The 15,209-nt window shown below is 62.5% G+C and carries 10 protein-coding genes; 9 read left to right on the top strand and 1 reads right to left on the bottom strand.

Annotated features, from left to right (window positions below; all coding sequences use genetic code 11):
* The first annotated feature begins 14 nt into the window (after nt 1-14).
* Nucleotides 15-1,757 (top strand): flagellar hook protein FlgE, encoded by a 1,743-nt coding sequence (locus L4G42_RS09525; RefSeq protein WP_237259709.1) that lies wholly within the window; start codon nt 15-17, stop codon nt 1,755-1,757.
* A 537-nt stretch (nt 1,758-2,294) separates the two neighbouring features.
* Here L4G42_RS09525 and L4G42_RS09520 read toward each other — a convergent pair.
* Complete coding sequence (locus L4G42_RS09520; RefSeq protein WP_237251476.1) at nt 2,295-2,474, bottom strand: hypothetical protein; 180 nt, start codon at nt 2,472-2,474, stop codon at nt 2,295-2,297.
* 271 nt (nt 2,475-2,745) lie between these two features.
* On the opposite strand from L4G42_RS09520, the gene L4G42_RS09515 reads away from it, so the two are divergent.
* The 8 genes from L4G42_RS09515 to L4G42_RS09480 all read left to right on the top strand — a co-directional run bounded on the left by L4G42_RS09515 (nt 2,746) and on the right by L4G42_RS09480 (nt 14,919).
* Nucleotides 2,746-3,486 (top strand): flagellar basal body rod protein FlgF, encoded by a 741-nt coding sequence (locus L4G42_RS09515; protein WP_074893051.1) that lies wholly within the window; start codon nt 2,746-2,748, stop codon nt 3,484-3,486.
* A 47-nt stretch (nt 3,487-3,533) separates the two neighbouring features.
* Nucleotides 3,534-4,322 carry a flagellar basal-body rod protein FlgG gene (flgG, locus tag L4G42_RS09510; protein WP_065987266.1) on the top strand — a complete coding sequence of 263 codons (789 nt, stop codon included), beginning with the start codon at nt 3,534-3,536 and terminating at the stop codon, nt 4,320-4,322.
* 97 nt (nt 4,323-4,419) lie between these two features.
* Nucleotides 4,420-5,133, top strand: a complete 714-nt coding sequence (gene flgH / locus L4G42_RS09505; RefSeq protein ID WP_237251475.1) for a flagellar basal body L-ring protein FlgH — start codon at nt 4,420-4,422, stop codon at nt 5,131-5,133.
* Nucleotides 5,134-5,146: 13 nt separating this feature from the next.
* Nucleotides 5,147-6,256, top strand: coding sequence for a flagellar basal body P-ring protein FlgI (locus L4G42_RS09500; RefSeq protein WP_237251474.1), 1,110 nt, complete (start codon nt 5,147-5,149; stop codon nt 6,254-6,256).
* Nucleotides 6,257-6,268: 12 nt separating this feature from the next.
* Nucleotides 6,269-7,567 (top strand): flagellar assembly peptidoglycan hydrolase FlgJ, encoded by a 1,299-nt coding sequence (gene flgJ / locus L4G42_RS09495; protein ID WP_237251473.1) that lies wholly within the window; start codon nt 6,269-6,271, stop codon nt 7,565-7,567.
* 10 nt (nt 7,568-7,577) lie between these two features.
* Nucleotides 7,578-9,620, top strand: coding sequence for a flagellar hook-associated protein FlgK (gene flgK, locus L4G42_RS09490; RefSeq protein WP_237251472.1), 2,043 nt, complete (start codon nt 7,578-7,580; stop codon nt 9,618-9,620).
* 13 nt (nt 9,621-9,633) lie between these two features.
* Nucleotides 9,634-11,223 carry a flagellar hook-associated protein 3 gene (locus L4G42_RS09485; protein ID WP_237251471.1) on the top strand — a complete coding sequence of 530 codons (1,590 nt, stop codon included), beginning with the start codon at nt 9,634-9,636 and terminating at the stop codon, nt 11,221-11,223.
* A gap of 120 nt (nt 11,224-11,343) precedes the next feature.
* Entirely contained in the window at nt 11,344-14,919 is a 3,576-nt protein-coding gene (locus tag L4G42_RS09480; protein WP_237260774.1) for a glycosyltransferase, read from the top strand.
* Nucleotides 14,920-15,209 lie beyond the last annotated feature (290 nt).

The following is a 15,209-nucleotide window of genomic DNA, read 5'->3' as shown; positions in this document are numbered from 1 at the left end:
CTCAGGGAGTGTTCATGTCATTCAACACAGCGGTTTCAGGTTTGCACGCGGCGCACAAGCGCATGGAAGTGGCTGGCAACAACATTGCCAACGTCCACACGGCCGGTTTCAAATCCTCTCGCGCCGAGTTCTCGGCGGTCTATTCCTCATCCCTGCTCGGCGGCAGCCGGACGGCCTCGGGGGATGGCGTGCAGGTGGCCAACGTTTCGCAGAATTTTGCGCCCGGCGGGGTCATCACCAGCGAGGGTAGGGCCCTCGACATGCGCATTCAGGGCAGCGGTTTTTTTGTCATGAGTGACGCCGGTTCCATCAGTTACGGCCGGTCAGGGGCCTTCATCAAGGATGCGCAGAATTTTGTCGTCGACTCCCACGGCAGCCGCTTGCAGGGCTATGGGCTGACGGACGACGGACAGGTGATCAGCGGCGTTCGGACGGATCTGAAGATTGACGCCGCCGGCATGTCGCCCAAGGCCACCGGCAAGATGGAGCAGACCCTCAACCTGAATGCGGGGTCGCCGTCACTTGGGGCTATTCCGCGCTTCGACCCTGGCGACCCGACCACGTACACGCGGGTGACGGGGCGGCTGATTCAGGACGCCGGCGTTCCGCCGCAGGCTCACGAGCTCAAGCAGTACTTCGTCAAGACTGAAGACGACAAATGGACGTCGTACATTCTCGTCGACGGCGTCAATCCGCTGGACCCGACCAGTACCGCGCCGCTGGAGATCGGTTTGCAGGTGTCTGCGGCCGGCAGGCTTTCGCTCACCGGCTCGACGGCGGCGGTGAAGATGATGTCCGACACCGAGTTGTCCCTGCAGACATGGCGCCCGGCGGTCAACGTCAACGGCAGTTGGACCGCAAGCCCGGCCCCCGCCCCCGCCCCGGGCCCGATCTCACTGCCGCTGCTGGACGGAGGACTGCCCGTGCTCTACCCGGCCGACCCGCTCATGCCGCGCCCGGTGCCGACCTTCAATCCTGCGGACATCACCACCTACACCAAGGCGTCACCCTATGGCGTGTTCGACAGCCTCGGCACGCGCCACGAGATGACCCAGTACTTTGTCAAAGACGGCAGCAACAGCTGGAAGATGCATACGCTGATCGACGGGCGCAACCCGCAGGACCCGACCAGTACGGCGCCGTCGACGGCGAGCATGTTGTTTGACTCAGGCGGCTCGTTGCAATCGCTGATCGGCAGCCAATGGCTGACCGCCGCCAACAACACCCTGACCCTCGGCGGCTGGGTGCCGGCCAAACCGCTGGATGGCAACAAGCCGGGCGGGCGTTGGGGTGCGAATGGCGCTGTGGGAAATGCCGACGGCATTGTCATGGACTTCAACAAGATCAGTCAGCACAACGCCGCCACCGGCAGCAGCAACATCGTCATCGACGGCCATGGGGCAGGGCAGGCCACCCAGCTGAAGATCGACAAGAGCGGCATGCTGATGATCGGGTTCAGCAATGGCCTGCACCGCAATGTCGGTCAGGTCATGCTCGCCAGCTTCGCCAACAACCAGGGCCTGCAGCCGGTGAGCGACACGCGCTGGGTCGAAACCCTGGCTTCCGGCGCCGCCAATTACGACTCGCCGGGTGTTGGCACGTTGGGCAGCGTTATCGGGCACTCGCTCGAGGGCTCCAACGTCACGTTGACCAATGAGCTGGTGGAGCTGATCCAGGCGCAAACGGCCTATCAAGCGAACTCGAAAACACTGTCGACGGAGGCGGAGCTGATGCAGACGTTGATACGCGCGACTTGATTGAGCACCCGCCACACTTCAACCTTCCGGAATAAATCTCGGCAGCCCAACCGGCCTCTTCCCGGCTGAAGCCGGTCCTACAAAAGCTACGCGCGCAGTCAGTGAGATTGTGTGTGAACGCGAATGTAGGACCGGCTTTAGCCGGGAACGCGGCGTGTCAGGCGATTGATTCGTCACACGCACACCGCCTTCGCGGGCAAGCGCGCTCCTACAGTGGGTCTCGGCAAGGCAAAAATTTTTTGTCGTACCCAGCATCCGTAGGAGCCGGCTTGCTGGCGAACGCGGCGTGTCAGGCGATTGATTCGTCACAGGCACACCGCATTCGCGGGCAAGCGCGCTCCTTCGACATTTTTGCGTTGGTCAAAATTTCAGGGCAAGACACACGTCTGTAGGAGCGTGGCTTGTCCCGCGATCGGCTGCGAAGCAGTCGTCAAACCTCGCGGCGCCATTCTTTCTGACACACCGCATTCATCGGGTTTACTGCCGCTGCGCGCCAGATCGCAGGACAAGCCACGCTCCTACTGAAGCAGCGCCCCTTTAAATCGAACAATCCGACTTCACATACGCGGCGCTGATCCGCGTCCAGCCTTCGCCTGGGCTGGTTTGGGCGCAGACCGTGCGGTGTGCGCCTTGCCAGAGGAAATAAGGCGCCGGCGCCGCCCATACGGCGAACGAGCAGGCAATCAGTGTGAGGAGAAGGGCGACGCGCAGACGCATGACAGATTTCCGTAACGACTAAAGCGAATTCACAAAACGCTGCAAGTTTCGCACCCCATGGAGAGTTTTCTGGCGCTCGCTGCCGTCGATTCGCAGGAAACCGGCAGTCTGCTGTCGCGCGGCGACGCAAACCGGATTCAAGTCCATGGAAAGCGGCCGGAATCATTGAAGAATCAACGCTTTGTATCACCGCTGAAAAACTGGTTCGATTATTGCTATGACCTGTTCAGTACAGCTACAGGCGGCAAGCGTCTGTCGGAGGAGGAAGACTGTGGACAAGTTGCTATACGTGGCCATGAGCGGAGCGTCGGAAAACGCCATCGCCCAAAAGGCCCATGCCAACAACCTGGCGAACGTTTCGACCAACGGGTTTCAGCGCGACCTCGAACAGGCGCGCTCAATGCCGGTGTTCGGCGAGGTCAACCCGTCCCGGGCGTACGCCATGAGCGAACGTCCAGGCACTGACTTCAGCCAGGGTGCGATGGTCGACACCGGTCGCGAGCTGGACGTCGCCGTCAAAGGCAACGGCTGGATGGCGGTGCAGACCGCCGACGGCGGCGAAGCCTACACCCGCACCTCCAGCATGAACATCGACGCCCTCGGCGTGTTGCGTGATGGCAATGGTTTGCCGGTCATGGGCAACAGCGGGCCGATTGCCGTGCCTCCGCAGCAGCAGATCGAGATCGGCGCCGACGGCACCATCAGCGTTCGCTCGCTGGGTGAGAGTCCGCAGGTCATGGCCCAGATCGACCGCATCAAGCTGGTCAAGGGCGATCAGACGACCATGGAAAAAGGCCCCGACGGTCTGATGCACACCAAGAGCGGCAGACCGGCCCAGGCCGATGCCGACGTGCAGGTCGAATCCGGGTTTCTGCAGGCCAGCAACGTCAACGCCGTCGACGAGATGACGTCGGTGCTGGCGCTGTCCCGCCAATTCGAACTGCACATCAAGATGATGAAGACCGCCGAGCAGGATGACGAGTCGATGGCTCGCGTCTTGCAAATGGGCTAATGACTGACAGCTTGCGCCGATAAACAGGCGCTCGAGGAGATTCAAACATGCTTCCGGCACTCTATGTTGCTAAAACCGGTCTGGCCGCCCAGGACACCAACCTGACGACCATTTCCAACAACCTGGCCAACGTTTCGACCACCGGTTTCAAAAGCGACCGTGCGGAATTCCAGGACCTGCTGTACCAGATCAAGCGTCAACCAGGCGCCCAGTCCACTCAGGACAGCGAGCTGCCATCGGGCCTGCAACTGGGTACCGGTGTGCGCATCGTCGGCACCCAGAAAAACTTCACCGCCGGCAGCCTGCAGACCACCAACCAGCCGCTGGACATGGCGGTCAACGGTCGCGGTTTCTTCCAGATCCGTCAGCCTGACGGCACCCTGGCGTACACCCGCGACGGTACGTTCCACCTGGACAGCAACGGCCAGATCGTAACCGCCAACGGCTACGCACTGGAGCCGGCGATCGTCGTTCCGCAAGACTCGCAGACCTTCACCGTCGGCGAAGACGGCACCGTGTCGATCACCACGTCGGCCAACACCGCGACCCCACAGATCATCGGCAACGTGCAGACGGCGGACTTCATCAACCCGGCCGGCCTGCAATCCCAGGGCGGCAACCTGTACCTGGAAACCGCTTCCAGCGGCGCGCCGCAGGTCGGTACGCCGGGCCTCAACGGTCTGGGCGTGGTCAAGCAGAACACCCTGGAAAACTCCAACGTCAGCACCGTTGAAGAGCTGGTGAACATGATCACCACCCAGCGCGCCTACGAGATGAACTCCAAAGTGATCTCGACCGCTGACTCGATGCTTCAGTACGTGACCCAGAACCTGTAAGCCCTTCTTGAAACGCCTGATGTCCTGCTGCGAAACACCTGATCAATTCCAAGGGGCGCCTGAAAAACGCCTGCTACACCGCGAGGTTTTAAGTGTCATGAAACGGCTCTCTGTATTGCGGCTTTCCCTGTTGGCAGCTCCTGTGTGCGGTATCGCGCTGCTGACCGGCTGCGTTGCGCCTGCGGCCAAACCCAATGACCCTTATTACGCGCCGGTGTTGCCGCGCACGCCGCTGCCTTCAGCGGCCAGCAATGGTTCGATTTATCAGGCCGGTTTCGAACAGAACATGTATGGCGACCGCAAGGCCTACCGGGTCGGCGACATCATCACCATCACGCTTTCCGAGAAGATGGCCGCCAGCAAGGCCGCCAGCTCCGGGATCAGCAAGACCAGCAAAACCAGCCTTGGCCTGACCTCGCTGTTTGGCGCAGGCGTGAGCACCAACAACCCGGTCGGCGGCGGCAACCTCAGCCTGGACGCCGGATACACCGGCGACCGCGCCACCAAGGGTGACGGCAAGGCGGCGCAGAGCAACAGCCTGACCGGCTCGATCACCGTGACCGTCGCTGACGTGATGCCCAACGGCATTCTGTCGGTGCGCGGCGAGAAGTGGATGACGCTGAACACAGGTGACGAACTGGTGCGCATCGCCGGCCTGATCCGTGCTGACGACATCGCCACCGACAACACCGTGTCGTCGACTCGCATCGCCGATGCACGCATCACTTATTCCGGTACAGGCGCGTTTGCCGATTCCAGTCAGCCAGGCTGGTTCGACCGATTCTTCCTCAGCCCGTTGTTCCCTTTCTGATAGCGGGATAGCCATGATCACGTTCAAGCAACTGATAGCGGCAGCGCTGCTGTTCACCACCGCACTGGGCGCACACGCCGAGCGCCTGAAGGACATCGCCAGCATTTCCGGCGTACGGACCAACCAGTTGATCGGTTACGGTCTGGTGGTGGGGCTCAACGGCACGGGTGACCAGACCACCCAGACGCCGTTCACCCTGCAGACTTTCAACAACATGCTCTCGCAGTTCGGCATCAAGGTGCCGGCGGGTTCGGGCACCGTGCAGCTGAAAAACGTCGCGGCCGTGGCCGTGTACGCCGACCTGCCGCCGTTCGCCAAACCGGGTCAGCAGATCGACATCACCGTGTCGTCCATCGGTAACTCGAAAAGCCTGCGCGGTGGCGCCCTGTTGATGACCCCGATGAAGGGCATCGACGGCAACGTCTACGCCATAGGCCAGGGCAACCTGGTGGTCGGCGGCTTTGACGCTGAAGGCCGCGACGGCTCGAAGATCACCGTCAACGTTCCGTCTTCCGGGCGCATTCCCGGTGGCGCATCCGTTGAACGTGCCGTGCCGAGTGGCTTCAACCAGGGCAACTCGCTGACCCTGAACCTTAATCGCAATGACTTCACCACCGCCAAGCGCATCGTCGATAAGATCAACGACATGCTCGGCCCTGGCGTCGCCCAGGCGCTGGACGGCGGCTCCGTGCGGGTCACTGCGCCGCTGGACCCCAACCAGCGTGTTGATTACCTGTCGGTGCTGGAAAACCTGGAAATCGATCCGGGCCAGACGTCCGCCAAAGTCATCATCAACTCGCGGACGGGCACCATCGTCATCGGCCAGAACGTCAAGGTTTCGCCGGCAGCCGTCACCCACGGCAGCCTGACCGTGACCATCACCGAAGACCCGATCGTCAGCCAGCCGGGCGCGTTCTCCAACGGCCAGACCGCTGTGGTCCCGCGCTCGAAGATCAACGCCCAGCAGGAACTGCACCCGATGTTCAAGTTCGGTCCGGGCACCACGCTGGATGAAATCGTCCGTGCGGTTAACCAGGTGGGCGCAGCGCCAGGCGACTTGATGGCGATTCTCGAAGCGCTGAAACAGGCCGGCGCGTTGCAAGCCGACCTGATCGTGATTTAAGAGGCAAACTGAATGAGCATTCCAAGCGGCGGCGTCTCTTCCGGTGATTCAGGTGCGTACACCGACCTCAATCGTCTGACGGCCATGAAAACCGGTGATCGCGACAGCGAGGGCAACCTTAAAAAAGTCGCGCAGGAATTCGAGTCGCTGTTCGTCAGCCAGATGCTCAAGGCCATGCGTTCGGCCAACGAAGTGCTGGCCAAGGACAACCCGATGAACACCGCGGCGACGCGGCAGTATCAGGACATGTACGACCAGCAGCTTTCGGTGAGCATGTCTCGCGAGGGTGGCGGCATTGGTCTGCAGGACGTGCTCATGCGTCAGCTGTCGAAAAACAAAGGCACTGAAATTGCGCCGGCCAGCACCGGGCTTGTGTCCGGCGGCAAAACGGAGGCGAAGGTCGACGGCAAAGCCGACGCGCCTGCACAGGCCGGCCTGGCCACGCGCATTGCCCAGCGTCCGCTGTGGGCCACCCGTTCGGTGACTGCGCCCGCTGCAACCGAAGGCACCGTGCACAGCGACGTGGCGGCGCTGAATTCCCGACGCCTGTCGCTGCCGAGCAAGCTCAGCGACCGCATCATGGCCGGTATCGTCCCGACAACTGGCACAACCACCGCCGCAGGCCAGGACGCGAGCGCCAGCGCTACCACACTGAAGAACCGCATTGCCGTCTCCAATGCCGTGGCCGCCGCGAAAAGCGCCGGTCAACAGAACAATGGCGACTGGACCGTCGGGCCGCAGTACGCCGCCGACGCTGACGCTTATGTGCGCAGCCGCGTGCAGACGCCGCTGGCGCCGGGCAAGAGTGCATTCGCCAACCGTGATGACTTCGTCGCCACGATGATGCCGCTGGCCAAGGACGCTGCCGCGCGAATCGGCGTCGATCCGAGCGTGCTGGTGGCCCAGGCTGCGCTGGAAACCGGCTGGGGCAAATCGATCATGCGTCAGTCCGACGGCGGCAGCAGCCACAACCTCTTCGGCATCAAGGCCCAGGGCGGCTGGAAAGGGCCGGAAGCCCGCGCGATCACCAGCGAGTTCCGCGACGGCAAGATGGTCAAGGAAACCGCGGACTTCCGCGCCTACGACTCGTACGCCAGCAGCTTCCACGACCTGGTGAGCTTCCTGCAGAACAACAATCGCTATCAAGAAACCCTCAAATCCGCCGATAACCCGGAACAGTTTGTGAAAGAGCTGCAGAAGGCCGGATACGCAACCGACCCGTCCTATGCCAGCAAGATTTCTCAGATAGCGAAACAGATGAAGAGTTACCAGACCTACGCATCCGCCTCGGGCTCTTCCACGACTTTATAAGGTTTGAACCATGTCACTGATCTCAATCGGGCTTTCGGGACTCACCGCCAGCAGCGCAGCATTGACCACGATTGGCAACAACACGGCCAACGTCGACACGCAGGGCTACTCGCGTCAGCAAGTGATGACCACCGCCGGGGCTCAGCAGAATATCGGTGTCGGTTTCATCGGCACCGGTACGACGTTGTCCGACGTGCGCCGTATCTACAACGGCTACCTCGATAACCAATTGCAGACCAGCACATCGCTCAACGCCGACGCCACCGCGTACCTGAGCCAGGCCAGCAAGCTCGACTCGATCCTGTCCGACAGCTCGACCGGCGTGAGCACCGTGCTGGCGAAGTTTTTCACTGACCTGAGCGCCTTGGCCAAACAGCCTACCGACACGGCTGCCCGTACGACGTTTCTGACCAGTGCATCGGCGCTGGCCGGTCAGTTCAACACCATCTCGGCGCAGATGAAAGACCAGAGCGCCAGCATCAATACCCAGCTGACCACGGCAGCAGGGCAGGTGAACGCCCTGGCGTCGTCCATTGCCGTCCTCAACAAGCAAATCACCGAGGCCCAGTCCTCCGGCGGTCAGCCCAACACGCTGCTCGATTCGCGGACCGAGGCGGTACGTCAGTTGAATGAACTGGTGGGCGCCAAGGTCGTTGAAACCAACGGCAGCTATGACGTCTATATCGGTACCGGCCAGCCGCTGGTCACCGGCACCACCGCCAACACCCTGAGCGCAGCGCCGAGCGACAGCGACCCCAGCGTTTACGCGCTGAAACTGAAATATCAGAACAACGAAGTCGATGTGTCCAGTGTGGTCACCGGCGGTTCCCTGGGCGGGCTGCTGCGTTATCGCAGCGACGTGCTGCAGCCCGCTGCCAGCGAGCTGGGCCGTCTGGCGCTGGTCGCTTCCGATCAGATCAACAGCCAGCTCAACCAGGGCGTCGACGCCAACGGCAAATTCGGCAGCAACCTGTTCACCAGCATCAACGACCCGAGCCTGACCAGCCAGCGCAGCCTTGCCAACACGACCAACGATCAGTCGTCGGGCAACTTCGCGGTGTCCATTGCCAACAGCGGCGCGCTGCAGACCAACGACTATCAGGTGACCTTCACCGATGCCAGCGGCCAGTACAGCGTCAAGCGGCTGCCGGACGGCAAGGACATGGGTTCGTATAACACCAGCGCCACCACCGCGCCGGTCATCGACGGGTTCTCGCTGAAATTCAACGGCACCTCTACCGAGGGTGACAGCTTCAAGATCAGCCCGACCAAGACCGGCGCTGACGGCATCAAGGTCGTGATGACCGACCCGAAAGCCATCGCCTCGGCCAGTCCGCTGACCGGCAGCGCTATCGTGAGTAAAGGCTCGGGGACGTTCACCCAGCCCGTGTTGTCGACCCAGGCCGACATCTACAATCCGACCGCCACCGCCGACCTGCGTAACGCACTCACGGCCTCGACGCCGATGCGCCTGCTCATGGGCGATGTGACCAATGGTGCTCAAAGCTATTCCCTGGTCAATGCGAAGGGCGATCCGGTGCTGGACAAATCCGGCAATGCGATCACCGGCTCGGTGGTGCAGAACCAGTCAAACGACATCAGTCTGGAGGTGGGTTACACCGACTCGTCGGGCGCGGCGCAGTCGTTCAAGTTCGGCATGACCCTCGCCGGCTCGGCCACAAGCGGCGACACCTACAGCATCGCCATGACCGGCGCCGGGTCTCTGGACAACCGCAACGCGGTGTCGGTGGGTACCCTGCAGACCAAACAGACCCTCGACACCGCCGCCGGCAATGGCACGGGCATGAGCCTGAGCGGTGCCAACGCCAACATGATCACCACGGTGGGCAGCAAGGCGGCCCAGGCCAAGGGCGACACGACGGCGACCACCGCGGTGCTGACCCAGGCCAAGACCGCGCGCGACAGCGTTTCTGGCGTATCGCTGGACGAAGAAGCCGCCAACCTGGTCAAGTATCAGCAGTACTACACCGCGTCTTCGCAGATCATCAAAGCCGCTCAAGCCATCTTCAGCACGCTGATCAACAGTCTTTAAGGAATCGTAATCCATGCGTATCTCAACGACCCAGTTTTACGAAACCAGCGCCTCGAACTACTCGCGCACTTACGCCAACGTCACCAAGACCGGCGATGAAGTGGCCAGTCAGGTCAAGCTCAACACCGCCGGCGACGACCCTGTCGGCGCGGGCCGCGTGCTGCAGTTGCAGCAGATGGGCACGATGCTCAATCAGTACAAGTCCAACATCGACACGGTCAACACCAGCGTCGTGCAGACCGAGACCGCCCTGACGGGCATCACCTCGGCGATTCAGCGCGCGCAGGAACTGGTACTGGGCGCCGCCAACACCTCGTTCACCGACAAGGACCGGCAGGCCAACGCCGCCGAGCTCAAAGAGTTGCAGGGGCAGATTCTCGGCCTGATGAACAGCCAGGACGCCGACGGCACCTATCTGTTCTCCGGGTCCAAGGGCACCACGGCGCCATACGCCGTCAGTTCCGACGGTACCTACAGCTATCAGGGCGACCAGACGCGTAACCTGCTGGCCGTCGGCAGCGGCATTTCCATGGCCAGCAACACCACCGGCTGGGATGCATTCGAACAGGCTATCAACACCACGCGCACCTCGACGACCCTGGTCGCGGGCGCTGATGACGGCGTGATTTCGTTGTCCGGCGGCAGCGTCAGCAATGCTGCCACCTACGACACCAGTTTCACCGCCGGCCAGCCGTACAAGATTTCCTTCACCAGCAGCACGGCGTACACGATCCTCGACAAGAACAACCAGGATGTGACGGGCGAGGCGACGGCTGCCGGCAAGTTTGCGTCCAGCAGTTCGGCGAACCAGGCCATCACCTTCCGTGGCCTGGAACTGAACCTGAACATCAACTTGACCAAGGATCAGTACACAAACACCACTGCCGCAGACGCGGCGGTGAAAAACCATACCTTCCAGCTGGGTGTTTCCCCCAGCGCGGTGAGCACCTCGCGGCTGCCGGCCAACACCTCGACCGACGTGATCACCAGCTCGGTGGTGACCGACCAGGCCGCGTTCGACAAAACCTTCCCGTCGGGCGGCGCTGTCGTGCGCTTTACCGACGCCACCACCTTCAACCTGTACGCGGCGCCTTATGACGCGGCGACCAGCAAACCGGTGTCCACCGGCACGCTGAGCGGCAACACGGCGACGGCCTCCGGTGTGACCTTCACCTTCAGCGGCACGCCGCCGACGCTGGCTGCAGGTGACCAGTTCACTGCGCAGTCGTCGACTCAGCAAAGCCAGAACGTGCTGAACACCTTGACCAAGGTCATCACCGCGCTCAACGGCAAGGTCGATGGCGACCCGGTTGCCCAGCAGAAACTGCAGGCCACCATGACGTCCACCATCGGTAACCTGAAAAGTGCGGCCGAGCAGATCATCAGTGCAACCAGCGAAGGCGGTGCCCGGGCCAAGACGGCGACCGAACAGGGCGTGACCAACCAGACGATGATCGACAACGGCACTACCGAATCGGGCACGATTACCGCGTCCGACCCGGTCGATGCCATCGCCCGTCTGACCCTGCAGAAAACCATGCTGCAGGCCTCGCAGCTGGTGTTCACCCAACTGTCTGCGCTGAACCTGTTCAGCAAGTTGTAATCGGCCCAGCGGAGGGCGGCCCCTGACCAGCAGGCGTCGCCACCGTTGAGCGTCAACCGTATTGTCAGCGGTTATGCCGATCCTTTCCCCGGGGAACGGCACCGCTCGTGAGTCCCGCCCGTGAATTCAGCTCCCCTCGTCAGCCTCGTCATTCCCGCCTACAACCCGCGCTTTCTCCAGCGAGCCCTGCTGGACGCCCTGGCCCAAACCTATCGGCCCCTGGAAGTGGTGGTCTGCGACGACAGCCAGACCGACGAAATCCAGCGCATTGTTGAAAAACACCTCGACTCAAGCCCGGTCACCCTGCGTTACGTGCGCAACCCCAAGCGTCAGGGTTTCGTCGGCAACCTGCTGGTGTGCCTGCACGAAGCGCAGGGCGAGTTCATCAAGTTTTTCTGTGATGACGATCGGCTGTTTCCGGCGGCCGTCGCACGTCAGGCGAGCGTTCTGGCGGAGCATGACGACGTCAGCCTGGTGCTGGCCCAGCGTTATTTCTGCGATCCCCAGGACATTCAGTTGCCGGTGCGCATCGAGAATGCCCCGCTGGCCGAATCCAGCTCGGTGTTCTACGGCGCGGACCTGCTCTCGGTGTTCGATATTTCGCCGACCAATTTTCTTGGCGGGCTCAGCAGCTCGTTGATGCGTCGCAGCGACGTTCAGGTGATTCTGCCGGCGCTCCGCGAAGTGGGCGACGGCTTCACCGCGCTGGTGGATTTCGTGCTCTACGTTTGCCTGCTCAAGCGCGGCAACATGGTCATGCTCAACGACGTGCTCAGCGCCGAACGTTTGCACCCGGACCGCTTGAGCCGCAAGCAGTGGGTCAGGGACCTCATCCCGGACGAGCGTCAGTGGCTGGGCAAGATGCTGAAGGCGCGGACCGGCGAAGACGCTCCCGAATACGGCTGGGTGCGCTTCGTGCCGCTGACTCAGGCGCTGGAGCAAACCCGCGTCTGGCAAGAGCTGCCGCTCAGCCGCATGCTCGGTGATCGTCAAGCCTCCTTGCCGTGGCGGGTCGGCACCGACAGCGAGAGTTTTGCGGAGCTGTACCAGCAGTGGTTGAGCTTCCGCACCCTGTTTGGCGCCGACCGCCTGCGCGTGGCGGATAACGTCGCCACGTGGCCGTCGCAGCCGAAGATGATCGCGGTGGTGCTCGACGAACATGCCAGCGCTGCCGGCGTGGCCTTGACCCTGGCCAGCCTTGACGCGCAGTTGTACGCCACCGAATTGACCCTGGTGCTGTCCAGCGCCTGTGAAGCGCCAGTGCTTGATGGCCGTGTGTTCACCTTGCCGCTGCAGTCCGACTGGCTGGCGCAACTCAATGACCTGCTGCCCCAGCTCGAGCGCGGCGACTGGTGTTACCTGCTGCGGGCGGGGGATCGGCTGACCGATTGTGCGCTGCTGATCCTCGCCGAACGCGTTGCCCACTCGCCGGACGTGCTGTGCCTGTACGGCGACGAAGGCGCATTGCATGAAGGCGAGTCGGCCGAGCCGGTCTTTCGGCCTGACTTCAACCTCGACCTGCTGCGCAGTTATCCCTACGTCGGCCGGGTTCTGGCGTTTCAGATGGACGCGCTGGTCAGGGTCGGTGGTTTCGACTCCGCTTACGGCGAACTCGCGCCCCACGACGCGATCTGGCGCCTGACCGAAACCCACGGCGTGGTGGTTCAGCACGTTTCGGAAATCCTCGTCGAGTCGCAGTTCCCGTTTCAGTCGTGGCTGGCGCTGCCAGAGGTCATGGCGCAAAACGCCCCGGTGCTCGGCGCGCATCTGCAGCGCATGGGCATCGCTCATCAGCTGCACGAGGTGGAAGGGCAATGGCTCAATCACATTGATTACCTGAGTGACGCGCGTCCGCTCGTGTCGATCATCGTCGTCCATCAGGACCAGTTGGCGGCGTTGCAGCGCTGTGTTGAGTCGCTGCTGTCGAAGACCACTTACGATCACTTCGAAGTGCTGATCGTCGACTGCGCCAGTCAAAGTGCGGAGGCGCGGTCCTGGCTGGCGGACATGCAGCAGATCGGTGGCGACACGCTGCGCGTGCTGCATTACGAAGGGCAGGGCAACGGCGCCGACGTGCGCAATTTCGCCGCCGGCCATGCCCGCGGCGAGCACCTGCTGATGCTCAGTGTCTATGCGGTGGTCGCCGATTCCGCGTGGCTGGGCGAACTGGTCAATCACGGTCGGCGGGAAGAAGTGGGCGTGGTCGGCGCCAAGCTGTTCACCCCCGAAGGCTACATTCTCCAGGCCGGGCTGATTCTGGGTTACCACGGCCCGGCCGGCCCTGCATTTTTTGGCGAGCCACTGCACGCGCCCGGTCATCTGCTGCGGTTGCAAGCGGCTCAGGATCTGAGCGCGGTGGGCGGCCACTGCCTGCTGGTGCGCCGCGCTTTGTTTGAGCAGCTCGGCGGTCTGAACAGCCACGAGTTCAGCGGTAGCCTGAGCGAAGTGGATTTCTGCCTGCGCGTGCGGGAGTCCGGCCATTTGGTGGTCTGGGCACCGCGTGCCGTGCTGGCGATCGGCGCTTCGACGCCGGCTGAACAGACGTGCGAGAAGCAGTCCCAGGTTGACGATCAGCACGCTTTCTACAAACGCTGGCTGCCGATCCTCGCCCGTGACCCGGCCTACAACACCAACCTGCGCCTGACCGGTTCGTTCTACAGCCTGGAGCCGGGCCTTAAAAAAGGCTGGAATCCTTATTCATCGCGGCGTTTGCCGAATGTGCTGGCGATCCCGGTCAACAGCACGGCGGTGGGTCACTACCGCGTGTCCCAGCCGTTTCTGGAGCTGGAGGCCGACGGCCGAATTGCCGGGCGGATGAGCTACGACCTGCCGTCGATCATCGAGCTGGAGCGTCAGTCACCGGATGTGATCATCGTGCAGTGCCGTTACAGTCAGAATTCGATCGATCAGGTTGCCAGCCTCAAGGCGTACTCCAACGCCCGGCGCATCTACGAGCTGGACGACTACGTGATCAGCGTGCCAAAAAAGAACGGCCATCTGCGCAGCATGCCGTCGAACATGGAAGCCATGGTGCGTCTGGGCACCAGCCTGTGTGATCGGGTGGTGGTGTCGACCGTGACGCTGGCCGATGCACTGTCGGGGATGCACCACGACATCCGGGTGGTCCCGAACATGCTGGCGTCACAGCTCTGGACCGGCCTGCGCAGCCAGCGCCGCACCTCGAAAAAACCTCGGGTCGGCTGGGGTGGCGGGACCAGCCATGCCGGTGATCTGGAGATCATCGCCGAGGTCGTGCGCGAGCTGGCCGATCAGGTCGAGTGGGTGTTCTTCGGCATGTGCCCCGAGTCGCTGCGCCCGTACGTGCACGAGTTTCATCCGTCAGTGGGCTTGCTGGCCTATCCGGCCAAACTCGCGGCTCTGAACCTCGACCTCGCGCTGGCGCCGCTGGAGCACCACATCTTCAACGACTGCAAAAGCAACCTGCGCCTGCTGGAATACGGGGCGTGCGGTTACCCGGTGATCTGCACCGACACCCGGGCTTACGACGGTTACCTGCCGTGCACCCGCGTGATGACCAACAGCACCGCCGAATGGCTGGAAGCGATCCGCATGCACCTGACCGACCCGGACGCCAGCTACCGCATGGGCGATGAGCTGAAAGAAGTGGTCATGCGTGACTACGTACTGCGCGGCGACAACCTTCAGCACTGGGTCAACGGCTGGCTGGCGGATTAAGCGCGGAGTGAGAGTACGACCGCGTGCGGTCCTACATCCGCGTCCACCCAATCTCACTGACTGCACACGCTGCTTATGTGGGACCGGCTTCAGCCGGGAAGGGGCGAGTGCGTGCGACGCAAGAATTCATGATGCGCCGCTGATCGGTGTAGGAGCGCGCTTGCCCGCGAAGAGGCCAGTACATCCGACGCATATTGATCGTCTGTGCTTACGCCTTCGCGGGCAAGCGCGCTCCTACACTGGGTTTGCAGCGTCTCACTACTCACGATTGTATGCACGACCCGTAGGAG

The organism is Pseudomonas petrae (assembly GCF_021728295.1).
GTDB lineage: Bacteria > Pseudomonadota > Gammaproteobacteria > Pseudomonadales > Pseudomonadaceae > Aquipseudomonas > Aquipseudomonas petrae.
This window is presented reverse-complemented; position numbering and strand designations above follow the sequence as displayed.

Excerpts from the sequence above, each read along its gene's own strand:
- flgK (WP_237251472.1), top strand. The coding sequence starts at position 7,578 with ATGTCACTGATCTCAATCGGGCTTTCGGGACTCACCGCCAGCAGCGCA.
- flgH (WP_237251475.1), top strand. The coding sequence starts at position 4,420 with ATGAAACGGCTCTCTGTATTGCGGCTTTCCCTGTTGGCAGCTCCTGTG.
- L4G42_RS09485 (WP_237251471.1), top strand. The coding sequence starts at position 9,634 with ATGCGTATCTCAACGACCCAGTTTTACGAAACCAGCGCCTCGAACTAC.
- flgJ (WP_237251473.1), top strand. The coding sequence starts at position 6,269 with ATGAGCATTCCAAGCGGCGGCGTCTCTTCCGGTGATTCAGGTGCGTAC.
- L4G42_RS09500 (WP_237251474.1), top strand. The coding sequence starts at position 5,147 with ATGATCACGTTCAAGCAACTGATAGCGGCAGCGCTGCTGTTCACCACC.
- L4G42_RS09520 (WP_237251476.1), bottom strand. The coding sequence starts at position 2,474 with ATGCGTCTGCGCGTCGCCCTTCTCCTCACACTGATTGCCTGCTCGTTC.
- L4G42_RS09525 (WP_237259709.1), top strand. The coding sequence starts at position 15 with ATGTCATTCAACACAGCGGTTTCAGGTTTGCACGCGGCGCACAAGCGC.
- flgG (WP_065987266.1), top strand. The coding sequence starts at position 3,534 with ATGCTTCCGGCACTCTATGTTGCTAAAACCGGTCTGGCCGCCCAGGAC.